The following is a 24,117-nucleotide window of genomic DNA, read 5'->3' on the forward strand; positions in this document are numbered from 1 at the left end:
TTTCAACACATGTTAAAATTATCACAACATTAATTGTAATATTTGTAGACCAAAATTCATACTTTTATAAAATCCACGATTAGTTTGTTTGTTATTTGAATGACAGACTGTTGGATAATACAATGTATGAAGATATTATTTTATGAGAGATATGGTACTGCCAAGTATGGCAGTGGCGATAGCAATATTCGTCCCTACAGAAATTTGGGCAGATAATGATGAAAGATGGGAAAAATTATCCAAATGGCAAACTGTGAAAGAGAGTATAATTCCAGTTTTAATCATAAGAGATTCAGTAGTTGATCAAAATCATGTGAATATTGTTGAAGATGTAATCAATTCAAAAAAAGTTAAAAAAAATGGCAGACCATTATATTCAGGGTGGAATGAAGGAATTAAAGAAGCCTCAAAAGCATTTGATGTAAAAATTCCAACATTAGAAATCAGACATACATTAGACAGATCAGAATCAATTGTAATCTATCTAATGGGCAAAGGAAACAAAGAGAGATTTGACGGATACACCAACCTATATTATAATGGAGATAAAGAAATCGAAAAAGCAATTATATCAATTTACAATGCAGATGAATTAAACAAGAAGCAGATTGAATCAATTGTTAGACACGAGTTAGGTCACGCACTTGGACTCAGCCACACCACTGCAAAAGAGGACTTGATGAGACCAACCATAGATATGAATCACAGTTTAATTTCATTGTTGGATTTAGTAGCGTTGGCACATATGTACTGATTTAGAACAGGAATCACTTTTGGGCAAATAGAACAACTAGAAACTTACTCAATCTTTGAAATTTCATATATCTTCTGTCGGGCATCTCTGATGGAAACTTTCTTTTTTACATATCCTTTTTTGAGCAAATGGCTCAATGCCAATCTGACTGTCCTATCAGGCAATAGAGTTTTGTTTGCCAAGTCTTTTTGTGTGAGTGCCCCCTCATACTCTAGAGTTTTCAAAAGTAATTTTGAGCTTGGAGGCATACTCAATAATTCTTCTGCCAAATGAACCTTTTTTGCAAGTGCAGAAATTGCAGTAGAGTTTTTCTTTAAACGGATAATTTTTGCAGGAGGGAAAAACTGTGTGCATTCTACAGTATTGTTTACTTTGTATCTATCCAATCCATCCAACACCACCTCACAGTGTAATCTTGCAGAAATATCATCAATTACAATAGAACTATCATTAGATACAATGATGGGCCTTCTTGTCACATCTAATGAGTTAACTGAGATGATCTCAAAGACAGCAGAGTCCTGAAACAATACAGGACCGCCTGCAGACATTGAATATGCAGAAGAACCTATTGGAGTAGACACAATTATTCCATCACTGTTATCGTGCCATACTTCCTCTCCATTTACTCTAAGAGTATGCTCCATCAACATTGCACTTTTTGAAGAAAATACCGCTACGTCATTTAGCACAGGATAGACATTTTTCCCATCAATCTTTACTCCAAGTCTAGGAACTTCCTCTATTGTGTATTTTTGTTTTTTTAAAACATTAACGTATGTTGAGAATTCCCTAAGATCTATTTGGGCTAAAAATCCACTTGCCTCACCCTCACTGATTCCCAATACAGGCAATGTAGAATCAAATGTTCTATGAAAATAATTTCGGACTCCTTTATCACCACCTAAAACGATAATACAATCAGCAAGTTTATTCTTAGATTTTGTAATAGTAAATGAATCAATTCCAGAATCATCTAAAATTTTTTTAATATTCTTTGCAGCTGATTCGGCAGTTCCCGAACCATAGATACCTATTTGCATAGAAGAAACAGTCAATTTGGTTCAATAAAAGAATAATGTATCATATGTCTCGGAATTTTACCAAATTGTAAAAATAAGAGGCATTATTTTGGATTGCTCCTTTTTTGGGGATTTTTTGTAAACCAACTTTATTGGATTCTAATGCAGCCTGAGCAGCACCACCTGCAAAACATAGAGCCCACAAAAAGTCTTTTTCTTTAAGCATGGTACAAGTAAATGCAGCACAAAAAATATCACCTATGCCAGTAGTGTCATAGATTTGCCGATTAGGCAAAGTGATAGAATAAATTTTGTCTTTAACTAATAATGACACGTTAGTTTTATTTGTCAATATCACATGTTCAACTCCTTTTTTTTGTAGTGCCAACATCATTTCGTCATGAGTTCCATTAACAATTTGTTGGGATTCTTCAGGGTTGACCTTGATTGCATCAACATCAGATAAATCAAGATCAGTTTTGTCTAAAAAGATATTATTTTTGGAATCTTTTCGTCTTAGGAATCCTTGAGGATCTACGAAAAGAAAGTTTGAATCATTTTTAATTTTTTTAAAAACTTCATCAGAAATTTCATGATATATTGGACTGACAAGATGAGCGTCTGCATCAGATTGGAAATAATCTATTTGCTCACATTCATTTTCTAGCATCAATGTTCTGTCTGAGCCAGTAATAGATATTGCAAACTTTGTCGTGTTTTTTTCAGATTCAGAATTTTGAAAATGGATGTCATGTTCAGATAGATATTGTTTGGGAAAATCAGGGCCAAATTTTGTAAACAAATCTACATCAAATTTGAATTCTCTTGCAGTAATTCCACAATAACAAGAGGCACCACCTATTTGCTCGTAATTATTCCCATCAAGTGTTATTGTATCAATTGCACAATGAGAAAAAAGAGCTAATTTCATTTTTCTTAATTTTATTAGTATGGATTTAGTTTTTTGCATTGATTTTTGATTTGCAATCATGACAAAGAATCTGACCTTTCAGTATCTCCAATTCGACCCCAGATCTAAAGCAAATGTGACACAAACCATGCATAATATATCAATGGAAATGATTCGATCTAAGATTAAAACATGAGGGATTTTTATCAAAAACCCAGGCACAGAATGGGGAATATTGATGAAAATTCTACAAGAATATAAGTAGGCAAATTTGTTCATGTTCATGCCACTTAAGCGTGCAAGTAGAGGTCGTACCAAGGGAGGAAAAGGTTCCTCAGGAGTCGTACAATGCACAAACTGCGGACAAACAGTCCCAAAAGATAAAGCAAAAAAAGTAACATCCAGATTAAATCTGGTTGAACATACATTGGCAAAAGAGCTCCGTGCACAAGGCGCATACATTGCATCACCAACAGTTTTGAAACATTACTGTATATCATGTGCAATTCACTTTAAGATTTTGAAAATCAGATCTGCAGATAGCAGAAGAAAACGCGGTAAACTACGTTAGAATTATTCAGTTCTATATTTTGACACAAGTAAATTTTCCATTCTCAAGAACTTTCATAACCAACAGTTCTCATACCTACACAAGGCTTTTTTCCTTTGCTCCAACATTTACAAGAACAAGAAACAGCTTTTCCACTTTCTAGGTCTTTAACGACGTTATGAAAAACACCTTCTCTGATTTTGGATTCAATTGATATTGTTTCAAATCTATTATCTGTCATGAATTAACTACAAAAATTATAAACTTAAGGGTATTGATGAGTTTGATCATTCTTTAATGTTTTTTGCAGTGAAAATCATTCTTTGAATCAAAGTGATTCCGGCAATGATTACCACAATGATTACTGCATAATCCATAAAACCAATGATTCCAATAATTGCAATCACCAAAAGTCGTTCAGCTCTTTCACCTATTCCAATACCTTGAAGTTTGATGTTGATGATATCAGATTTTGCCCTTGCATAGCTTACCAGCAAAGACAATGTAATTGCAAGCAATACGAGATATGGTTCTGCATAACCTCCAACCAAAATTCCTAAAAAGATTGCAACTTCAGCAATTTTATCAAACATTGAATCAAGATACTCTCCTTTTTTCGATGTCTTTCCAGTAACTCTCGCTACTTGTCCATCAACCATATCAAAAAATCCCGAAACAAGTAAGAGTATACCACCAATAATTAATCCAAATTCAATTCCCATTCCATAAACAATTGCAGAAACTAATGCAAACCCAAGACCTACAAATGTCCAAAAATTAGCAGACAGTCCTGTTGCTGCAAATCCCTTACCTATTTTTTCAAGAGTCGGTCTCAGGGCATCACGAAGATTGTTTAACACGAGATACACCCAAAATACCATCTAATAAAGTGAACAGGAGAGAAATTAAGGCAAAACGGAACAAAAATTACTCAAATTATAGAAATTATCGTAAAAATTAAGCAAGACATTTGAAGATATAAAAACAGAAAATTATTTTTGAGATAGATTAATGGCAATCAAGGTAGAGATAATTTTTGCAGCAAGAGATGCTGTAGAGCCATTATCATGATATGGATTCAACTCCACAATATCGACACCGGTTACTTTAGTTTCTTTGAAAGTGTGAATCATATCGAAAAGTTCTCTTGATGTAATGCCTACAGCTTCTGGATTTCCAACACCAGGGGCAAATGCCGGATCTAAAACATCAAGATCAAAACTAGAATAAAGCGTATCAAATGTTGAAACATAATCTTTTAGAAGACCAGGTCCCTTTCCATCTCTTATTTCCTTATCAGTAATTGTTTTGATTTTGTTTTCAGTAAGAAACTCTAATTCTTCTTTTACAAAAGCACGTGCACCGACATGCAAAATATTTTCAGAGCCACGTTCCTCAACTATTCTTCTCAAATAGGATGCATGGCTTAGTTTGATATCAGCAAATTCGTCTCTTAAATCATAATGTGCATCAAATACAACATATCCTGTTTCTTTTGGAAAGCTTGTGTACGTTCCATATGTAATGGAATGTTCTCCACCTAGAATAAACAATTGTCTTTGTTTTGAAACAAGCTCAGTGGTGATTTTTTTTATCATATCAATCATTTCTGATGCAACAACGGTATGGCGAGTATTTCCCAAATCTTCAATATTGACAGTTTCCAAATCAATTCCTAGTTCAGGATGAAAAATCTCAATATTGTTAAAAGAGTCACGAATAGAGTCAGGACCGAATCTACATCCAGGTTTGTAAGAATGGGTTGCATCAAAAGGAATTCCAAATATCGTGGCAACAGGTTCAGAATCATCATCTGATGCAGTTATCAGAGGATTTTTGTTCATGTATAAATCAAGAAAACTCATTTTTACACCATCAAATTAGGTCTCTTTGAGAGATGCTTTGGCAAATTCAAACCGGTGAAAGGTTTTCCTTTGGTTTGCTCATCAATTTCTTTAATAAAATCATCAAACGAAATCTCTCTCACATCTCCTGTTTGCCTATCACGAATACTAAGGTTTTGTGAATTTGCTTCTTTATCGCCTATTACCAGGATATATCTAATCCACTCTTTTTCAGCTTCCCGGATTCTTTTTCCAATACTTTCATTTCTGTCATCAATGTCAACACGTACGTCATGTGTAGAAATTTTATCAGCAAGAGTTTCAGTGAATTCATTAAATTCTTCTTTGAGAGGAATGATTCTAACTTGTGTAGGGGACAACCAAAGAGGAAATTGTGGTTTACGTCCTTCATAGGAATCTTTTGCAGCTTTTTCCAATAAGGCGTAAATGATTCTCTCAATTGCACCACTAGGAGAATTATGTAAAATAATTGGGTTTTGTTTCATATTATTTTCATCAACAAAGTCAATTCCATATCTTTTTCCATTTTCAACATCAATCTGATCTGTCGATAAAGCAGATGCCTTCCCAAGACCGTCAATAAAGTTAAACTCCCATTTCAACACAAAGTAAAAGAATTTCTCTTTCCACATTTCAACCAATACAGGTCGTCCATGTTTTTTTACTAGTTCTTCGATTGCAGATTTATTTTCATTGTAAAAGTCCTCAGTAAATCTAATTGCCATGTCATAATCAGTTTCATTGATTCCAAGTTCTCTAAGAACACTTTGAGAAAGATCAAATCGAATTTTGATTTCATCAACTGCTTGCTTCATATCTTTACAAAATGCATGACAGTCAGGCATGGTAAATGCCCTTAGACGTCTTAATCCAACTAGCTCTCCAGATTGTTCCCTCCTAAAACTATAGCGAGTAAGTTCATAGAGTTTGAAAGGTAATGTCTTGTAGGATAATTGATATTGATTAGCCATGAGAAATTGTCCAAAACATGCAGCAAATCTCAAAAAAAGTTTTTTCCCTTCTGAATCTATATTGTACTGTCTGGCGGGAAATCGATTAAAATAACTTACCATACTTGGATGTTCAGAATCATACATGATTGGAGTTTCAACTTCATACCCACCATATTCCTTAACTCTATCAGTAACATATCGTTCAATCAATGATTTGATTAGACGCCCATTTGGATAGAATCGCATGTTACCAGAATCAGATGCAGGTTCATAATCAGCTATGCCCATTTTTTTCATCAATGCAACATGTGGCGGAGGTTGATCTACTTTGCGAATTTTTGCGGATTCATATTTTGCTAAAATTTCTAATTTTTTATGTTTTGAAAAATCAAAATCACCAATGTTAGTCATTGTTCCATCAGGAGAAAGTATTTTCCAGTACGAGCGAATTTTAGATTCACCTTTAAGAGCATCTGAAGTAATCTCATCATCAGGTTTTAAACCAGATGAGTCTTTTGTTACAACTTTAGAGCTTTCTGCAAGAGGATGTCCTTTTACTTGAATTTTGTATGATTTTGTCCAACCAAATGGAGAGTGAGATACGTCAAGTTCTGATGCACCATCTTCCATCTCTTTTAGCAAACTCATGGCAGTTGATGGTTTTGCAAGATTAGAACTAAGATGAGCATATGGATATAACAATAATTTTTTGCATCCAATTTTTTCCATAGATGATTTAATTTGAGATATTGCGTTTTGTGCCACAGAAGAATCATCACCATCTTCGATTGCTACAAAAACTACTACAAGCTCCTCTAATCGAGTAGTCTGAGGATCTGCAATATCTTCGGCAGATTTTATCTCCTTTTTTGTAGGAGTATACTCAATATGATCACAGTGTAATTGCAATATACGCATGTAATGAGATGTTAAAATGCTCATAAATATACGATTCCCAAAAAAGGCATTTGCCCCATAACAAGAGCTTGTGAGGAGATTTTACTAATGAAATTTATTCAGAAATAAAGTAAATTGTTCATGCAAAGCAAAAAGAGTGAAAAAAGACATCTGGAATTACTAAAAGAAAAGAAAGAACTCGAAGATAACAGGCCCCATGATATCGATGAAATGAGACGCTGGAAGCATTCAATGGGCAAAATTTTGCAAGAATTGGAATTATACTAGTTTACTTGAAAAGATCAATTTTAAATCTAAATTCAAATGTACCGCTTTTGGAGAATTATTCTAGGATGAATCCATCAGATGTGTTTAGAAAAAGAAACCTCTCAAAAGTTAATTTTGATTATGAAGAATTAGTTGGAAGGGATTTATCAGATACCAATATGAGAGGAGTGAATCTCAAAAACAGAGATATTCATAATGCTGATTTGAGTTGCTCTGATCTTAGTGAATCGGATTTGAGTGGAGCCATATTGTTTAATGTGAAACTAAGAGGAGCAGACATGCGGGGTGTGAATCTCTCAAATGCAAAACTTTGGGATGCAGAACTGTATGGTGCAGATTTAAGAAATGCAAACATAAGTGGTGCAGATTTGTTTTATGCTGATTTGAGAAATGCTGATTTGAATAATGCAAATATGCAAGGAGTAAATCTGAGACATGCAAATTTTACAGGGACAATACTGACATCAGTAAACTTTGCAGGAGCCAATTATGATTCACATACTTTGGATACAATTTCAAAGGAAGTGAAAATTGTTTTACAAAGCCAAGGAAATCCGTGGTAAGAGTTTCAAAATATTAAATTCAAAAATTATTTTAATTTTTCTTCTAATGCAATTACTGAGCGCAAAATTAAACCAGAAATTCCCAAATTAGATTTAAGAAATTTACTTGCCCTCAAAAGGGATCCTTCTCCACGAAATCCTTCATCATAAATCATTTCTATAGATCCTTTATCAGTCTCAACAAAAGAGGTAATCAAAGAAAAAACACCCAATTTTTCATCAGTATGTTCGGAATAAAGTCTTAATTCTACTCTTGAAATTTTGAAATTATTCTGGAAAAAATTTCCAGAAGAAAGTAAAACCTCAACAGCATCTGGAGTTCTATCTACCCGTGTAGGATCATGTAAATCTACAATATTCATTCTGTATCATTTAGAATTATTCCTAAATAAGTAATAATATCGAGCGAAACATCATTCACCTAAAATCAACCCTACACAAAGTCCTATGATAGAGATTACAACTTGTGGCCACAAATTTTTGAAAATATAATTTTTAAACACCATTTAGTACATTTTGATTTTTAGATCTATCAAAAAGGATTCGATAGTGTTATTTACCAAAATATTAGTTTTCAAACATGGATCCACATGAATTTCACGGGAAAGATATTCCTCACATCAAACTAGATCCGAAAATGACCATAGAAGAGTTGGTGGATGTTTTTGCAAGTTCAGGATTTAATGGGAGACAGCTTGGAGATGCAGCAAAACTTTATGCTAAAATGATCAAAGAAGATGCAACAATCTGTCTTACAATCTCAGGGGCAATGACACCAGTGGGATTTGGAGGGATAGTCAAGACATTGATTGAAAGAGGATTTGTAGATTGGATAGTTACAACTGGAGCTAATGTATATCACGAAGATCATTTTGCATGGGGATTGCCAGTAAAACAAGGTAGTTTTGATGTAGATGACATGAAACTCTATGAAAATGAAATTGTTAGAATAAGAGATGTGTATATTAAATTTCATGAAACACTAGAAGCGCAAGATGAACTAGTTCAAAAAATGTTTGGAGATGATTTTCCAGACAAGCCATTCACTACGGCTGAATTTTGTAATTTGATGGGAAAGATTAGTAAAGAAAAGGCCAAACACCCCGAAAAAAGTTTCATTACAACCGCATATGACTATGATGTTCCAGTATACATTTCAACAATGAAAGACTCATCACTGGCATTAAATTTGGCAGTTCATAGATTGCGAGGTAAAATATACAACTTGGATTTTGTACGAGAGATTATCGAGCAGGCCGCAATTCTTCATGATTCAAAAAAATCAGGAATTTTGGAATTAGGTGGAGGAGTACCAAAAAACACAGCTCAGCAGACAGGTCCACTATTAGATCAAATTCTAAAAAGAGATGACGGGGGGCAAGATTACATTATTCAGATTACAGATGCACGTCCAGATACAGGAGGTCTTTCAGGAGCTACACTGCAAGAGGGTAAGAGTTGGGGGAAAGTTCAAGATGCACATAACGGAATGGTAACAGTTTATGCTGATGCCACAATAGCTTTTCCAATTCTTGCATTATACGTTCTTAGTAACCAAAAAACAAGAAAACCAAAAAGACTTTACAAAAAACTAGACAAATTATATGAAAAACTAAGTGAAAATTATTTCAAAAATCCAGATAACAAAATAAATAAATCAAAAAAGAAGAACTAGAACTTGTTATATCTAGCACGTTCAAGATCTCGATCATCTTTAGATTCTTTCTTGTATTCTTTGTAGTGTTCTTTACAAAGAACTGTTTTTTTTCCAGTTGAATTTACGCGTAGTCCAGCATTTTCAACTTTACTAGTATTAAGAGAACGTGCACCGTCTTGATCACAGCCTTCAAAATTGCATTTTGCACCTTTAGATACTATTCCCATATAGAATAGTAATCAAGATGTTATTTATACTTGAAAATTATTTTTAGATTTTTTAACCCATATAGGTAATGTATCAAAAAATGGTACATCGTTTATAAGAGGAATATTTTTTTCTTAATTTATGGGTGGAGCTAAAAAACCAACTGCTGGAAATAAAGACAAATCTGCAGGTTCTAAAGATACAAAGAAAAAGAAAGACAAGGGTGAAGGTGGCCCAAAGAAAGCAGAAATTACAGTTAAGGTTAATGAGCAACAAGCATTAAAAATTATTCAAAACTCCAAAGTTGTCACAGTCCAAGATCTTGCAAGACAAACAGGAGTTAAAATTTCTGCAGCAAATGCATTTCTAAAAGAATCTACAAACAAAGGAATTGTAAAAAGGGTTGGTGGATATTCAGGCCATCATCTATATCAAGCAGTATCTTCATAGACACACAACACATCACCAGATTTAGCATCTTTTAATGATTCAACATCGCCATCTAGTTTTCCAATAGGAGTCATCGTTTTAGCAAAGACAGTGTCGTTTAAGAAAAAACAAATACTTCCAGTAGATGGCAAAAATGCAACATCGCCTTTTTTGAATTCAGTTCTTGATCTTTCAATTCCAGAGTCAACACTTGTTTCGAAATACAAAATACTTTTCCCCAAAAGATGGGCATGCCCTTCCAATGGCAAAGATCTCATAATAGTTCCAACAGTTCGTGGGGATAGATGACGTTTTAGATCACATGTGATTTTTGCTTTTCCACGAATTTCCAAAATTAGTTGCTTTCTGGAGACTGATGATGTACTCAATTCGTACTTTAAAATGATTAGATTATATAACGTTTTAAGAAAATTTTGGTACTTGCCTGATATTAAAGAACCTGAATTGATTGAAGCTCCACAACCAGAAGAAGATATTGATGTAGAGGTTGAAGAAAATGCAGGACTAAACAAAGCATTAGATACTTATCGAAAATTAATTGACAGAAAAGATCTTGTCGAGCCATTAACTGAAAAAGAACAGGATGCATTAGAAAAAAGAATTAAAGAAATTGAAGAAAGAGAAGTTGTTGAAAAAATAGAGGAGCATGAGCCAACAGAAATTCCTTGTGAAAAAAATAAGATCACTATCGGACCACCTAGGTTAACAAAATTTGAAAAAGCAAGAATTATGGGAGCAAGAGCATTACAATTATCATTGGGGGCACCACCATTTATTCCAATTCCAAAAACGGCACGAATTTCATTAGACATTTCAATGGAAGAGTTAGAGCAAAGAGTAATTCCAATTACAATTAGAAGAGTATTACCAAATGGTGATTACCAAAATATTCCAATTGATTACTTTGAAAAATGAATCAATGGTCGATAAAACTTAAAAGAACATAAAATTTCTAATTAGTGAATAATGCTCATGGAAGAGACAACTGAACTGCATGGTCAAGAGCAGACCGAAAAGTCTGAGACTACAATACAAATTGGAAACTATCCGGTAATGGAGGCAGCTCTTGAGGTGTTAACAATTTTAGGTAAAAAAACAAGAGTGATTCTTAAAGCAAAAGGAAACTCAATTCCAAATGCAGTTGCAGTTGCAAATATAATTACAGAGAAAATGCTCAACGGAAATTCTAAAGTCGAGAAAATCAAACTAGATACAGTTGCAGCTGCAGGTATTGGAGATATGACCTCAACTGTAGAAATTATTATAGTAAAAAATTAGTAAACGCTTCCGGGGCCTTTAAGAAGCATATTTTCACATTCTTTACAAACTTGTTCGTCAATATTAGATTCTAGATTATGATGAATTTCACAAATTAACAGACTAGATTTAATGTAATTGCAGAGTCCAATAAATTTAGAAAGGCTAGATGGGGTATATGCCATATCTGATGAGAGGCTATCACTTAATTCATCAATCATTGTTGCAACTTGTTTTTCAGCTAAAAGTTTTGCAATTAACGAAGGGTCGCCGCGTGTTCCACGAATGTAATTACTAATTGCAGCTTGTGTAACTCCAAGCATTTTAGAAATTTCATCTTCTCTAATATTATGATCTTCTGCAAGTTTTTTGGCAAGAATTGCTCGTAGTGCAGGTATCAGAGTTTTAGATTCGATTTCAGCAGGAAGTAGCATTAATCCTCAAGAACTTGATAACGAATTTAAAGTTTGCAATAAGGTCTCTTGAATTTACCCTCTGCCTCATTAGGCATATCTATTTTAATTTCAAAAATATCTAATGCGTGTTGGAAGAATTTTCTGAGGAAATTTACAGTGTTTTAGAAGAAGCATGTCAAGAAACCAAATCGAATGTAATTTCACTGTCAGGGGGAGTAGATAGTTCAATCATAGCATATTTTCTAAAGCAAAGAAAACCAAAAACTATCACAGTAATTGCAGAGGATTTTGTTTCAACAGATTTGACATATTGCCAAATGATTTCAAAAGAGATGGATTTACCATTAACAATTTACAATGTAAAAACAACTATAATTTTAGAAGCAATAGAAGAAACAATCAAAATTTTAAAAAATTTCAACGATATTGAAATTCGCAATAACGTAGTCATGTATTTGGCAATAAAATGGGCAAAAGAAAACGGAGAAAACTCAATTATCACAGGAGATGGAGCTGATGAATTGTTTGCAGGATACAATTTCCTAAAAAATAAATCAGATGAAGAGTTGGAAAGAGAAATCAAAAGAATTTGTTCTGTGATGCATTTCCCTACACAAAAAATTGGAGATGCATTGGGAGTTACAGTAGAATCGCCTTTTCTTAATGAAAAAATGATTAGCCTGGCTGAGAAAATACCAGTTAATCTCAAAGTTAAAAATGAAAATGGAAAAAGGTATGGAAAATGGATTTTGCGTAAAACATTTGAAAAATACATTCCACAAAAAATTGCATGGAGAGAAAAATCACCAATGCAAGAGGGTTCAGGAACAGTTGGATTAACAAATTTATTTGATTCAATAATAGGTGAAGAGCAATTTGTTGAAAAGAAATTAACAGTTGAAAAAACAGACGGAGTTGTAATCAGAAGTAGAGAATCAATGCATTATTATGAAATTTTCAAGAAACTATTTGGCAATCCAGCAGAACCAAAATCAGATGAAGTTTGCCCATATTGTAAACATCATGTGGGAAAATCAAAATTTTGTAGAATGTGTGGCGCTTTCCCTATCTAGTTATTTTTGTACTTGCGTGGTTTTTTGATGAAAATTCTTCTACATCCATTACAACAAAAATAGAATTTCTTTCCATCATGATCATGAAGTAATGCTAGTTCTTCATCAAGTTCAATTCCACATACAGGATCTACTGGCACAAACTTTCCACTTTCAAATTCTATTTATAGATTCATCTAAAGAGAATTTTACATCAAAAAATCAAAGAATGTTTGGATTTTAATTGAAAATTATAGTCACAACATATGGTGATTAAATTCCGTTCTGAATTTATAGAGTTTTTGTAGTGATGGGATTAACTGTAAATTTTCATACTGTCAATTCCGGCAGAGGGGACTTTATTTTGTGTATAACATCAGATGTGATTTTCAAAATATGTTCAACATCAGAAGGAAGTAAAATGTCTCTTCCTTGATTAAAGGAATTTTCCACTATGGTACCAATTTCTTGGGTCAATTCAGACATTGCTAAATAATCATCGTCAAGTTTTTTATCAAATTGCATGTAACCAATTTGAGATATAATTATTAATTAAGAAGATCAAAATGTCCCAGAATTGGAAATGAAGTAAATCTATGATTGAATTATTTTGAGAATTTTTTTCGGTAATGAACCATAATCAGTGTCAGGTTCTGACACGACATATAAAATATCATCATTAATTATCACGCTTATTGCAAGTGCACGTTCACGAGAAGCCATTGCAAAATTTACAGGTCCAAGTTGTTTATCAAATTCTTTTCTCATTTTAACACGCAGTGCAAGTTCCATGAAAATCATTTCGTCATCTTTTTCACTTTCCAGAGGCTCAACATTTTCTTTCATGCCACCTGCAACTAAACGCCCACGTTCGTTGATAACTCCTACAAATCTAATTTTAGGATCAATTGTAAATACTGAATTACAAATTTTTGTATAATCATAAATTTTAGCAGACAAATTACTATGTCAACCTAAAATTCACTCATTTATTATCTTTATACAAGTTTTTGAGGCTGATAATTATGAAGTGAGTTTCTTTACTAGTGCAAGAAAATCATCTTCAGATAATGGGGGAATTTTCATGATTTCAAGATTTTCAGATACATGGTCAGGAGATTTCTGACCCACTAAAGGAGCCAAAACACCAGGAGTCGAACGAATGAATTGTAAAGCACGCAATGATGGTTTCAAATCATCAAATTCAGGCATTACACCAGGTTGCAGTAACCGTCCTTGCATGAAAGGAACACTGGTAAACACACCAATTCCCAATCTAACTGCAGATTCAAAAATTGATACATGCTCAGTTCCAATTAATTGATTTTTTGCAAGTAAAGCCTGATCATAATTCATGTTGTAGGGTAATTGAATAAATTTGAAACCATGATTTTCTCCACCCACTTCTTTTGCCATATTGACGGTGTCTTCAAGAGATAGGTATTGAGGATTATCAGATGGGACTCTGAAACATTCCCACGTTGCCATGCCATAAAATTTGATTTTTCCTTCTTTTCGTTTTTGTTCATATAATTTGAAAACAGATTTTAAATTTTCTAAAAATTTTTCTTTTGAGACATCTTTTATTTGTCCTTCAACAGCATTGTGGAGATACATTAAATCAATGCATTCAACATTAAGATTTTTCAAGCTCCTATCTAGCTGATCTGAGAGGTATGGAATAGTCATACAATGGTACCCAGAAGTGACATCACCTTCATGAATTACACCATTTTTAGAATATTCTTCTTTCACATATTCCCAAAAACCCAATTTTACATCAGCGTCATTTGTGAGATATCCATTTTTTGAACTAAGGAAAATTTGGTTACGTGTAATTTTACCTTCTTCAATTAACTCAGAAATTGCCTTTCCTATTGAACGCTCTGCCTTTTGGGAACGATAATTGATTGCAGTATCTATTACATTGACTCCAGATAAAATAGATTGTTTTACTGCACTTGTAACTAATTCATCAGTTTTGGCATCTGCATCTCCCAGATAGGTTCCAATACCGACATTTGACAGGTAAAGATGTTCAAAATTCTTAAAATTGTCTTGATTTACACCTGAATCTACGACGAATTTTTCTGTGCCATCAGAGCTAGTACATCCTAAAATCATATTATTTGTAATTAGTTACTAAATTTATGTTTAAAGCATTATATGGAAATTAAAAATCCAATGACAAATAATGCCCCAGTGATTCTACCAAACATCAAAGTTGATGACATGTATGGGACAAGATTATCAATCGAATCGTAATTTTTCCGTAAACCAAAACCAGATTTTACCATCAATGGAATTCCAAATAAGCTAATCAGAGTGAGAACAGGAAACAGATTTGTGGCAACACCAATAATTATTGCAGAATAAGATATTAGAGGAAAAATCCAAAATAATTTTGCAGCATTTTGTTTGCCAACTGCAATCACCAAAGTCTTTCTACCTTTGGATTTATCAGCATCATGATCAGGAAAAGATGCGATAAAAAGAACTAAAGAAGATAAAGAGCCTACAACAATTCCTGCAAGAATTGATTCAATAGATATTTGTCCAAACTGAATGAAAAAAGTGCCAATGACAATCATTGAACCCTTTACAGCAACAAAGAATTCACCCAAACCAGAATCGACAATTTTTGTAGAATAGAAATAGATAGATAGAATTGCAAATGCCAATATGATTGCTATAGTTATTCCATCGGTAATTACAAAAAACCCTCCAATAACAGTACCCAAAATTAGAAATGCAATTCCTGCACGATAAACAGAAGAAGGTTTGAGTAATCCTTCAGGGAGCACACCAGTGCCACCACTCATTTTTGTTCTTTTTGTTTTAGTGTCAATACCTCTTCTGAAATCCCAAAAATCATTTAACAAATCCACACTTGCATGAAGCGCCATTACACCAGCAAATGTCAAAAGAGCATCAAATACATCTAAAGAAGAATTTTGCCACCAATTTAGTGATAGTCCAACTGAAACAGCAATTACGGATGCAAGTAGAAATCTTACACGTATTACACGAAACCATACGGATAGCATATCGATTCTAGTGATTTTTCAGTATAATATTCATGAGTTTAAGAGCAGAATTTGTATATATCAAAATGAAACAAAAAAGAAATTGATCATAGGGAAAATTTCAGAAAACGATAAAAAAATAGAGATACAGGCAGAGATCCACTGCACAAATTGTGGCAAAAAGGTACCAGGAGGGCTAAAAACAGGCGAGAAATTTTCAAAAACAAATCAATTCAAAATAGAATTAGAAGAATTTATGGAGAATTATCTTTGTGGAATTTGTAGAGATAAAAAAAGAGTCAAAAAATAAGAATCAAAGTTCTTCCTCTTCCCATTCCTCTTCCAAATCTGTTTTAGATTTTTTCAAGAACATAAAGACCACAATGCCCACTAGTAAGATTCCTCCAATTACAATATAGATAACCCATTCAGGTAATTCCAAATCAATTGAGTCAAATACTTTATCCGGGGCATCTACATTAACAGTAAAAGAATCCTTGCCTTCCGCATACCCTTCAGCAGTTGCAATTATTTCAAATGAAATATCAGGTCCCTTTAATGCAGTCAAACTTACAATGGCACTACCATCAGAATTAGTCCTCACAACATCAGGAGTGATTAATGCTTCTTCCTCGTTTGCAATTATTTTTATTGATGCGCCAGGTACAGAATCAGCATTTTCATCATCAACAAACAATCTGAATTCGATTTGTTCATCAACAGGGATTTCATTATCTAAACCACCAGTGAAAATTTTGAGTTGAGTTTGAGACGAAGCAGAATTGAAAGATAAGGATGTACCATTAACTCCCTTTGCACTTGCAGAAATTATTGCATCTCCAACAAAACCAGTTGTTTTGATTGAAAATGGAGCATATGATGAACCTGCAGGGATGACTGCATCGTCAATAATTTGTGCAATCGTATCTTTTGAAGACACAATTTTAGATTTTACATCAAATTTAGGAATAACTGGATTTCCTTGCAAATCCACTAATTGAATAACACCCACATTTTGCTGATGATCAGCATTCATTTTATCTACAGGCAAAAAGACTTGAAGTTGGGAAGTTGGATGAGTGGTGAAGATTTTACTACTCTCCAAACTCAAATTAGCATTTTCGCCTATTGGTTCCACAGTAAGCAAAAGTACTGTCTCATCAGTAGGAGTGTCAAAAGAATCACTTCTTAATTGAGTAAAAGTAAATGTGGTTCCTTTTTCAATTTCAATCAACCCATTAGTAGGCGTAATCAAATATTTCCCAGACTCTTTCATCACTTTTGGACGTTCTTTTGCATCAAGTGAAATTAAAAATATATCAAAAAAGCCATCACGATCAAAAATGATGTTATCTTTTCCAGTTGGAGAAAATAACAGTATTTCTTTTTGTTCTAATGTGTTAATAACCTCACTAGTAAATGAACCAGTACCTACACCGTTAACAGATGCAGAAATTTTTACAGGACCGGTTTGTTGGCCAGTTGAGACAGTAGCTGTACCATAAGAGTAAGAACTGGGAATTTTTCCACCATTATCAATTTGGGCTATTTTCTCATTACTGGAAATCACATTAATTTTTTGGACAAAACCATCAGAGTATTGATTTTCATTTGATTGTACAGGATATAATTCACCTTCTTCTAGACAATCAATACTGTACAAAATAATATCATCAGGATCTAATTCAGTATTATGAGTTATGCCATTAGAATCACTCCCACTAGAATCATCATCGGATTGCTCAAGGCAGTTAGGATGAATTTTGATTTCAGTTCCATCAGGTCGAAATCCATCGTCATCTTCATCATCTTCAATTAAAGATAATTGATATGTGAAAAATGCTGTTGCATTGCTAGGGATTTTATCTAAACCAAAAACATTCACAGTTGCATCATAATCTTTTTCATCAAAATTATAATCTGTTGATCTCTGATTTTGATCCAACTCTATAGATTTACCCACGGTACGAAAAGTATCAGTTGCAGTGCCATACCCTACAGAACTAACTCCAATCAAGATATCATTTTTCAATAGATTTTGCAAGCTGTATTTTTGTTGAAGTAAATATCCAAATTGATTTTTTTTAATTATAGGTTTTTCAGATTGTGAAATTTTATCCAGATTTTCCCCAATTGGGTATTGCTCACTTGAGAAAAAATCAAGAGGGATGTCATGAGGTGTTTTCGTAGGATTACCATCAGAATCAACCACACTGACAAAAATATCTAAAGTTCTATCAAATTCGGCAGGAATTAATTTTGGGAATATTGATAATTTTAACGAAGTTGGGAGTGTAGATGAAATCTGAATACTTTTGGCCACATCAAGGCCTGAATCCGTATGAATTGCACGGATGAAGGTATTTCCAACTTTCTCATGGGCATATATCGTGCCCCATGTGTAATAATTTCCTTTTTTTATGGTCAATATTTTAGAATCAGTCGTTGCCAGCAGATCATCATACTCCAATACAATATCAACATCATTGGGTGCACGAACTATAACACCATCATCTGTTTTAAGAAACATTGTAAATGGCATTTCAGAATTCACATGCATTTTGTTTGTTGGAAGATTTAGTTCCAAAATTAAGTCATCTGGAAGATATGTTTCATCGGTACCAATCTCAATTTTTTGAAATGTGATTTTTCCATTAAGATTTGCAGTGATTGTAGTAGAACCAGATTTATCGCTAGTAGTTATAGGAAATGATGCATATTCTTCATTTGCTTTTAGAATGATTTTATTTGGAACAGAGGCAATTGTCGAATCATCAGAACTTAAACTAATAGGAACGTCATATGTAGATGTGATTGGAACTCCATGTTTGCTTAAAACAAAAACATATCCTACATCATGTTGCGCAATTCCACTTTCTAAATGAGATGGAGAAATAGCTAATTTAATAGAATAGTCAGATAGTGCCTCTAGATTTTGAGCATTAACAGAATGTAAATTAGTTCCAAATAGAATAGTTATGGCAAGTAAGAAGAGGATTGGTTTTTTTGTGTTCATTTTTTCTCCATTTTTCATTTTTTACTCCGTTTTTTTTCATAAAAAGGAAAAAGGGTGGAGTTATCCACTTTGTTGACCAGCGATAACAGTTCCAACAAAGACAGCACCGTTTGCAGTTGTTAATTTCAACTGTGTATCTCTACCATTCTTGATATTTTCATCAAGTTGTAGAATTATTGATACCTGTTGTCCAGGTTGAATTTCTGCAGATGTTGATGCCAAAATGGAATCAGGTCCTCTTGTAAGTACTTCGTATTGACCATCTATAGGAGATCCACTTGAAGTATAGTTGTATACAGTACCTCCAAATCTTACTTCACTTAGAGTGAGTTTGCCTACACTATTACTTTGTAGATAGACTATTGCATTTTCACCAGCTGTAAGACTGCCATCTCCATCGTTTGTTGAAACATATGATGTACCATCATGATTCAACAAAGTAGTGCCATCAGATAGATCATACCCAGTGAATTTCAGAGATTCGATGTTTGGGGAGCCACTGATTTGAGCAGAACTAAAGAATCCTTGTGAGAACACAAAGACAATACTTCCACCAACTACTGCGATTGCTACCAAAAGAAGTGTTGCTATAACTGGAGCAACTGCTCTTCTTGAAGTCAACTTGTTTTGTTTTGACTGTAGTTTTGTCATTTCTGAATTTCTTAAAATCAAAAAAGGTGTTAAAGGAATTTGTGTTCAAATTGGACTACAATTGACTAGTTTGTACGTATGTTTTATGAAATGAACAAAAAATCATTAGAATAAACAAAAAAAGTATTATGGGCAACCGCTAGTAGGGCATACTTGTAAAACAGTTTCAGCTATAGGACCAACTGCAAATTCACCGCTTGCACTATTGCCAGTGGCAACACCATTTGCAAGAATAGACATGACATACATTTTTGTTTTTGGAACAGAAGGAGCTGTAGCTGTAAATTGTATTGTTTTTGCCTCACTGTGATCATCAATAGATGAAATTAGAGTGCCAACTATCTGTGTAGAACCATCAGGGTATGTAACTGGAGGAGATAAATTAAAACCATTATTACTGACAACAGAACCAAAAGACCATTCTTTTGGAATGTTAATAATCAAAGATGTGCCGTTTTTTATACCATAGATGTTATCACTGCTCATATCCGCAAGAGTTGCATTAAATTTTACAGTAGTACCTTCTACAATTCCAGTCAACTCACTCATCACATTAGATGATGCAACAGACTCAGGGGTCCTTGCAAGAAAAACATTAGGCAATGCAACTTCATTTGTGTGCATGGTAGTACCATAACCTGCTTTTCCATATTGACCAAGAGTAGTAAACACAACAGGCTGTACAAGAATATTTTGTGCATCATCAGTAGTTCCAGCCATATTTCCACTACCAATACCTACAAGAAATGGGAAAACAGATCTAGGAGCAACTTCAACAGGAGAAACTAAATCTCTCCACATCAACTGATTGCTTTCAGGGCAAGACCAATTATCAGGAGTAGGAGGTATGGTGACAGGTCTTTCAGGATTTGCACCAGGAATGTCTTCACAGTTCTTAACAAAGACATCATCTTGAGAATTTGCTCTAGGAACAAATGCCATTACTACAACTTTATTTACAAACATTGGCTGGTCAGTAGGATTTGCAACATTTACACCCCAAATTGGCCTATCAGAAACATCACTATTCTCATCTCCAACAGCATTAGGCATCAGCATGAATATCTGAGGTTTTCCAAACAATTCATTTGAAATGACTACTTCACCTCCACTTCCGCCTTCTCCAGCTTCACGTAAAAGAATTGTATCAGATGCGACATTACTTGACACATCATCAACATCTTTAAAATCCCCTTGTGCCATAGCTGAAAAAACTAGGTCATTACCACTAACACCATCAACTTGATAATCCCAAGAAAACATTACGGATTCAGCAGGTTCCAAATTTACAGATGAAGGAGTATGTGATGGAGAGGGAGAAATAAGAAAACCAGAGCCAGTTACAGATTGCATAATAGGGTGAACATTCTTAATTTCAGCATTTCCAGTATTAGTGACAATCATTGCGACAGTAACATTTTTGCCTAAAACTACATCGGGAGGATCTGTGATTAATTCTGCACGCAAATCTCCAATAGAAGCACCCAATCCAACAACTAGTTCATCAATATCTATCGTTCCATGAGATGAAATTATTTTGATATCATAGATATCAGGAACCATATGAAGTGTTTGGGAGGAAATAATATCATTAGTAAAACCAGAGGGAATAAATGCATCATCATAATTTATATCAAATCGAGTTACAGGTTGAGTAGGAAGTGTTTTGTTAACAATCCACATGCTTGAAATTTCAACTGGATTTTGACCTTGATTTTTAACATTCATACTTAAAACATTATTTTGATCAACAGACGCAAAAACTGCAAACTGTTCTTGTTGTTTTTTTATTTCAGTATCAGAGACAATTCTTTGTGTAGTTACAATATCAGTTTGAGCATCCAAAGCCAAACTCAATACAGAAAAACCTGCAATCATCAAAACTGTAAAAAATAGCGCACCTACGACAGAAGATAATCCACGTCTGTTTTGAAGATGAAATAAAGAGGTTTTACGAATCATCTAGCATCACCGCTATCAATCAAAAATTCAACTAATTGGGGATTGCCCACATCAAAGGAAACGCGAATTCCCTTATTGAGAAGAATATCAGAATCATCCAAACCCAATTTAACTAGAATGTTTACTGCCTGACCATTTTGAATCTGAATATTAGAATTTTGAATTACAGGATATGCACCAATAGGCAAGATAGAAAAAGTGCCATCAGCAGGATATTTTCCACCCACTAAATCATTTGTGGAAGCATCTAATTGCATCCCCGCAGTAGATGAATCCCAAGTATGAACCACATTGTTAATTCCTATATCTTCAAGAAATATTGGATTAAGGCCATTATTTTGAATTTGTAATACAATGAATTCAGTCCCACCATTTTCAGGAATCGCATTGGGGGTACCACTACAAGTAACACCACAAAGAACAGGATCGCCAGTATTAACATCAATCCCATTAGCAATATCATTATCAACATCGATTAATTTCAAAAGACCAGATGAATCTCGTGTATCATATGCTAAAAGTAACAGGTTCAAAGACGAGGAATCCAATGTGGATATAGTTCCAAGATTGCCAGATACAAATGCATCATTCATAAAATAAGTAAGGGTGCTGGCTCCAGTCACAGTGACTGCCATTAGCATCATAGTACTAATTACATCAGCCACACCTCGTCTATTTTTTAAACGAGAATGTTTTTTCTTTTCAGATGTTTGATCAGATTTAATTTTTGATTTCATTTTAGTTCTATGTATTAAATGGACTCGCTACAGTTGTGAAAAAATTACCTTTTACAGTGGTTAGAGATATTTTATATTTCCCATCAACATAGTATGTGTCATCCCATGTTTGAGTTACAATTCCATTTGTAAGAATAATGGATGAACTATCAAGGATAATTTTTTTACTTGTGTTAATTGGGATAGGTTCAGTAACATCTACCCAATTAGCAATGATTTCCTGAGTGTCAATTTTTAAAATTGTAATATTTGAAATTGTAGACTCGACTGTTCCAATATTTGTCAAATGAATTTCAATGTCATCATCATTGGGAATAAATCTGATATGTTCAAAAATTATATCCTCACGATGAATTTCATTTTTTGATTTTTCGTGGAAGGAGAGATCATATGTGAATGCACTGATACTGTTCATGCCATTAAATAAAATTACAGAACCAACCGAACTAACTATACCCAATATCACAATACTGCCCATTACTTGACTTACTGCACGTCGTTTTTTTACAGGAAATTTAGATAAGACATTTTTCATTTGTTACCACCAGTCTTTGATTTTAGATTAGTCACAAGGGATTCAAAGGAATCAATGGAAGATTTCTGAGGAGAATAGTCATTTTTAGAATACCACTCAGAGACAAAATCTTCAACACGAGAAAGAATTTGAGTAAAATCAGGCTCAGAAATCAAATTAATGCCATAATGTTTTGCAAAATTTTCCATTCCATCATTAATATCTGAAACAGTAACTAGAAGCGTATTTGTAGGATCGATGTCTAATTTTGGAACTAAAATAGAATTCATGTCAGATTGACCAATTCCATCAGGTGGATTTTTGATAAAAATTAAGAGAGACTCATCAGATGTTTTACTCTTAGCATATATTGGAATCTCATGTACATTTCCACTTTTTCCTTTTATTGATACATTGAGCTTGGCATTAAAATTAAATCCTTGTAACAGTTTTAGTAATTCATCTTTAATTTGATTAGTATCAGAGTTTATTGAAATCTCGGAATTTTTTAATTTATAACTAAAGGTCGTTACAAATTGTCCAGAATTTGTATCAAAATCATGTTCATGTTTTCTGCAATGCAATTTGATTACAGCATTATCAAATTTTTCATTACAATCATCACATTGATACCACATAGCAGGAACACGAATTTCTTTCTCAAAATTTTTAATTTGTTTTTTACATGAAGGGCAACTAGAATTTCCTTGTTCGACAAAATCAAAATTGGTACTTTCTGTAATATAGCCGCATTTTTTATGTTCAAATAAATTTAATTTTTCAACACTCATTGAATGACATTTTGGACAATACAAACGCATGCTAGAAGAAAATGTATCTGAATGAATAGGACATACAATTAATTTTTCATAGACTTTTTTCTCCAAAATTCCATCAGACACCAAATCATCAAGACATGCGATATTATCCTGAACTTCTCCTATTTTTGATAGTATTGGATAGAAGAGATGACCTTCGTTATAATCCACAAAGGGTTTGATTGTTCTATCCTCAAGCTTTTGGACCTCTTGAATTAGTTGTACTGCTCTATTGTTTGAGGGTTTTGGGATAGTATCTGGGATAGGTAGAGATTTTTCTATAGTAGCATTTTCAATAATTAACTCATTTTTAGAATCGTTTGAATTTCCTTTGAAAAGAGAAGACAGATTCTCCAATTTAGTTAATTTACGCTCATTTTTTGAGGAAAAATCACCATTGCCAGGCGGAGATTTTTTTCTAAACATCGATACGTACCTCACTTGATACTAACGAACTACTTACCATGGTAGGTTTCTTAGCAAATTCAAGAGTAAAAGGAAAAGGTTGTTCAAATGGACGAACAAGCGTTAAAACACATTACTTGTGCATAA

At 33.6% G+C, this 24,117-nt stretch carries 31 protein-coding genes; 10 read left to right on the forward strand and 21 right to left on the reverse strand.

The window, feature by feature from the left end:
- Positions 1–166 precede the first annotated feature (166 nt).
- Positions 167–754: a matrixin family metalloprotease gene (locus NSED_RS05205; protein WP_014965203.1), complete on the forward strand. Its 588-nt coding sequence runs from the start codon at positions 167–169 to the stop codon at positions 752–754.
- 44 nt (positions 755–798) lie between these two features.
- Here the strand turns inward: NSED_RS05205 and NSED_RS05210 are convergent, their stop codons facing one another.
- The gene (locus NSED_RS05210) at positions 799–1,797 is read right to left on the reverse strand and encodes an NAD(+)/NADH kinase (protein ID WP_014965204.1); all 999 of its coding nucleotides are present in this window, start codon (positions 1,795–1,797) and stop codon (positions 799–801) included.
- Between the two features lie 40 nt (positions 1,798–1,837).
- Complete coding sequence (locus NSED_RS05215; protein WP_026090118.1) at positions 1,838–2,707, reverse strand: PfkB family carbohydrate kinase; 870 nt, start codon at positions 2,705–2,707, stop codon at positions 1,838–1,840.
- A gap of 262 nt (positions 2,708–2,969) precedes the next feature.
- Between NSED_RS05215 and NSED_RS05220 the strand changes: the two genes are divergently transcribed.
- The gene (locus NSED_RS05220; protein ID WP_014965206.1) at positions 2,970–3,257 is read left to right on the forward strand and encodes a 30S ribosomal protein S26e; all 288 of its coding nucleotides are present in this window, start codon (positions 2,970–2,972) and stop codon (positions 3,255–3,257) included.
- A 43-nt stretch (positions 3,258–3,300) separates the two neighbouring features.
- Here NSED_RS05220 and NSED_RS10490 read toward each other — a convergent pair whose 3' ends face one another.
- From NSED_RS10490 to NSED_RS05235, 4 genes are all read right to left on the reverse strand, one after another.
- Complete coding sequence (locus tag NSED_RS10490; protein WP_016940326.1) at positions 3,301–3,477, reverse strand: hypothetical protein; 177 nt, start codon at positions 3,475–3,477, stop codon at positions 3,301–3,303.
- Between the two features lie 46 nt (positions 3,478–3,523).
- Positions 3,524–4,096, reverse strand: a complete 573-nt coding sequence (locus NSED_RS05225) for a CDP-alcohol phosphatidyltransferase family protein (RefSeq protein WP_014965207.1) — start codon at positions 4,094–4,096, stop codon at positions 3,524–3,526.
- A gap of 132 nt (positions 4,097–4,228) precedes the next feature.
- Positions 4,229–5,101 (reverse strand): agmatinase, encoded by an 873-nt coding sequence (gene speB / locus NSED_RS05230; RefSeq protein ID WP_014965208.1) that lies wholly within the window; start codon positions 5,099–5,101, stop codon positions 4,229–4,231.
- Between the two features lie 2 nt (positions 5,102–5,103).
- On the reverse strand, positions 5,104–6,972 hold the full coding sequence (locus NSED_RS05235; protein ID WP_026090117.1) for a threonine--tRNA ligase: 1,869 nt from the start codon (positions 6,970–6,972) through the stop codon (positions 5,104–5,106).
- A 120-nt stretch (positions 6,973–7,092) separates the two neighbouring features.
- Between NSED_RS05235 and NSED_RS10495 the strand changes: the two genes are divergently transcribed.
- Together NSED_RS10495 and NSED_RS05240 are read left to right on the forward strand one after the other, a co-directional pair.
- Positions 7,093–7,239 (forward strand): hypothetical protein, encoded by a 147-nt coding sequence (locus tag NSED_RS10495; RefSeq protein ID WP_016940324.1) that lies wholly within the window; start codon positions 7,093–7,095, stop codon positions 7,237–7,239.
- Between the two features lie 5 nt (positions 7,240–7,244).
- Positions 7,245–7,802: a pentapeptide repeat-containing protein gene (locus NSED_RS05240; RefSeq protein WP_016940323.1), complete on the forward strand. Its 558-nt coding sequence runs from the start codon at positions 7,245–7,247 to the stop codon at positions 7,800–7,802.
- Positions 7,803–7,828: 26 nt separating this feature from the next.
- Here the strand turns inward: NSED_RS05240 and NSED_RS05245 are convergent, their stop codons facing one another.
- Entirely contained in the window at positions 7,829–8,164 is a 336-nt protein-coding gene (locus NSED_RS05245) for a hypothetical protein (protein WP_014965211.1), read from the reverse strand.
- 218 nt (positions 8,165–8,382) lie between these two features.
- On the opposite strand from NSED_RS05245, the gene NSED_RS05250 reads away from it, so the two are divergent.
- The gene (locus NSED_RS05250; protein WP_014965212.1) at positions 8,383–9,477 is read left to right on the forward strand and encodes a homospermidine biosynthesis protein; all 1,095 of its coding nucleotides are present in this window, start codon (positions 8,383–8,385) and stop codon (positions 9,475–9,477) included.
- On the opposite strand, the gene NSED_RS05255 is transcribed toward NSED_RS05250, so the two are convergent.
- Positions 9,474–9,686: a hypothetical protein gene (locus NSED_RS05255; protein WP_014965213.1), complete on the reverse strand. Its 213-nt coding sequence runs from the start codon at positions 9,684–9,686 to the stop codon at positions 9,474–9,476. The two genes, NSED_RS05250 and NSED_RS05255, sit on opposite strands and share 4 nt — an antisense overlap.
- Before the next feature lie 121 nt (positions 9,687–9,807).
- Here NSED_RS05255 and NSED_RS05260 point away from each other — a divergent pair, with 121 nt between their 5' ends.
- The gene (locus NSED_RS05260; protein WP_014965214.1) at positions 9,808–10,116 is read left to right on the forward strand and encodes a MarR family transcriptional regulator; all 309 of its coding nucleotides are present in this window, start codon (positions 9,808–9,810) and stop codon (positions 10,114–10,116) included.
- Here the strand turns inward: NSED_RS05260 and NSED_RS05265 are convergent.
- Positions 10,098–10,448 carry a cyclophilin-like fold protein gene (locus tag NSED_RS05265; RefSeq protein WP_014965215.1) on the reverse strand — a complete coding sequence of 117 codons (351 nt, stop codon included), beginning with the start codon at positions 10,446–10,448 and terminating at the stop codon, positions 10,098–10,100. The two genes, NSED_RS05260 and NSED_RS05265, sit on opposite strands and share 19 nt — an antisense overlap.
- A gap of 88 nt (positions 10,449–10,536) precedes the next feature.
- Here NSED_RS05265 and NSED_RS05270 point away from each other — a divergent pair, with 88 nt between their 5' ends.
- Positions 10,537–11,031 (forward strand): DNA-directed RNA polymerase subunit K, encoded by a 495-nt coding sequence (locus NSED_RS05270; protein ID WP_014965216.1) that lies wholly within the window; start codon positions 10,537–10,539, stop codon positions 11,029–11,031.
- 51 nt (positions 11,032–11,082) lie between these two features.
- On the forward strand, positions 11,083–11,394 hold the full coding sequence (locus NSED_RS05275) for an AlbA family DNA/RNA-binding protein (protein ID WP_014965217.1): 312 nt from the start codon (positions 11,083–11,085) through the stop codon (positions 11,392–11,394).
- On the opposite strand, the gene NSED_RS05280 is transcribed toward NSED_RS05275, so the two are convergent.
- Positions 11,391–11,807 carry a transcriptional regulator gene (locus NSED_RS05280; protein ID WP_014965218.1) on the reverse strand — a complete coding sequence of 139 codons (417 nt, stop codon included), beginning with the start codon at positions 11,805–11,807 and terminating at the stop codon, positions 11,391–11,393. The genes NSED_RS05275 and NSED_RS05280 overlap by 4 nt on opposite strands.
- Positions 11,808–11,914: 107 nt before the next feature.
- On the opposite strand from NSED_RS05280, the gene NSED_RS05285 reads away from it, so the two are divergent.
- Entirely contained in the window at positions 11,915–12,862 is a 948-nt protein-coding gene (locus tag NSED_RS05285) for an asparagine synthase C-terminal domain-containing protein (protein WP_237737677.1), read from the forward strand.
- Here the strand turns inward: NSED_RS05285 and NSED_RS05290 are convergent.
- The 5 genes from NSED_RS05290 to NSED_RS05310 form a co-directional block, all read right to left on the reverse strand.
- Entirely contained in the window at positions 12,859–13,002 is a 144-nt protein-coding gene (locus NSED_RS05290; protein ID WP_014965220.1) for a YHS domain-containing protein, read from the reverse strand. The genes NSED_RS05285 and NSED_RS05290 overlap by 4 nt on opposite strands.
- Positions 13,003–13,171: 169 nt before the next feature.
- A complete protein-coding gene (locus NSED_RS05295) occupies positions 13,172–13,366 on the reverse strand; it encodes a hypothetical protein (RefSeq protein ID WP_014965221.1) in 195 nt (64 codons plus the stop codon).
- 69 nt (positions 13,367–13,435) lie between these two features.
- Complete coding sequence (locus NSED_RS05300; protein WP_014965222.1) at positions 13,436–13,801, reverse strand: DUF6659 family protein; 366 nt, start codon at positions 13,799–13,801, stop codon at positions 13,436–13,438.
- A 63-nt stretch (positions 13,802–13,864) separates the two neighbouring features.
- Positions 13,865–14,965, reverse strand: a complete 1,101-nt coding sequence (locus tag NSED_RS05305; RefSeq protein WP_014965223.1) for an aldo/keto reductase — start codon at positions 14,963–14,965, stop codon at positions 13,865–13,867.
- Between the two features lie 38 nt (positions 14,966–15,003).
- Positions 15,004–15,888, reverse strand: a complete 885-nt coding sequence (locus NSED_RS05310) for a prenyltransferase (RefSeq protein ID WP_014965224.1) — start codon at positions 15,886–15,888, stop codon at positions 15,004–15,006.
- Positions 15,889–15,970: 82 nt separating this feature from the next.
- Between NSED_RS05310 and NSED_RS05315 the strand changes: the two genes are divergently transcribed.
- Complete coding sequence (locus tag NSED_RS05315) at positions 15,971–16,177, forward strand: hypothetical protein (RefSeq protein ID WP_014965225.1); 207 nt, start codon at positions 15,971–15,973, stop codon at positions 16,175–16,177.
- 3 nt (positions 16,178–16,180) lie between these two features.
- Here the strand turns inward: NSED_RS05315 and NSED_RS05320 are convergent, their stop codons facing one another.
- The 6 genes from NSED_RS05320 to NSED_RS05345 form a co-directional block, all read right to left on the reverse strand.
- Complete coding sequence (locus tag NSED_RS05320) at positions 16,181–18,883, reverse strand: hypothetical protein (RefSeq protein ID WP_232212403.1); 2,703 nt, start codon at positions 18,881–18,883, stop codon at positions 16,181–16,183.
- 60 nt (positions 18,884–18,943) lie between these two features.
- Complete coding sequence (locus NSED_RS05325) at positions 18,944–19,534, reverse strand: archaellin/type IV pilin N-terminal domain-containing protein (protein WP_026090116.1); 591 nt, start codon at positions 19,532–19,534, stop codon at positions 18,944–18,946.
- 126 nt (positions 19,535–19,660) lie between these two features.
- Complete coding sequence (locus NSED_RS05330; protein WP_014965228.1) at positions 19,661–21,496, reverse strand: hypothetical protein; 1,836 nt, start codon at positions 21,494–21,496, stop codon at positions 19,661–19,663.
- The gene (locus NSED_RS05335; protein WP_014965229.1) at positions 21,493–22,233 is read right to left on the reverse strand and encodes a hypothetical protein; all 741 of its coding nucleotides are present in this window, start codon (positions 22,231–22,233) and stop codon (positions 21,493–21,495) included. The genes NSED_RS05330 and NSED_RS05335 overlap by 4 nt, the downstream gene beginning before the upstream one ends.
- A 7-nt stretch (positions 22,234–22,240) precedes the next feature.
- Complete coding sequence (locus NSED_RS05340) at positions 22,241–22,768, reverse strand: hypothetical protein (protein WP_014965230.1); 528 nt, start codon at positions 22,766–22,768, stop codon at positions 22,241–22,243.
- Positions 22,765–23,991, reverse strand: coding sequence for a TackOD1 domain-containing metal-binding protein (locus NSED_RS05345; protein WP_014965231.1), 1,227 nt, complete (start codon positions 23,989–23,991; stop codon positions 22,765–22,767). The genes NSED_RS05340 and NSED_RS05345 overlap by 4 nt, the downstream gene beginning before the upstream one ends.
- Between the last annotated feature and the right edge of the window lie 126 nt (positions 23,992–24,117).

Source organism: Candidatus Nitrosopumilus sediminis (assembly GCF_000299395.1).
Classification (GTDB): domain Archaea; phylum Thermoproteota; class Nitrososphaeria; order Nitrososphaerales; family Nitrosopumilaceae; genus Nitrosopumilus; species Nitrosopumilus sediminis.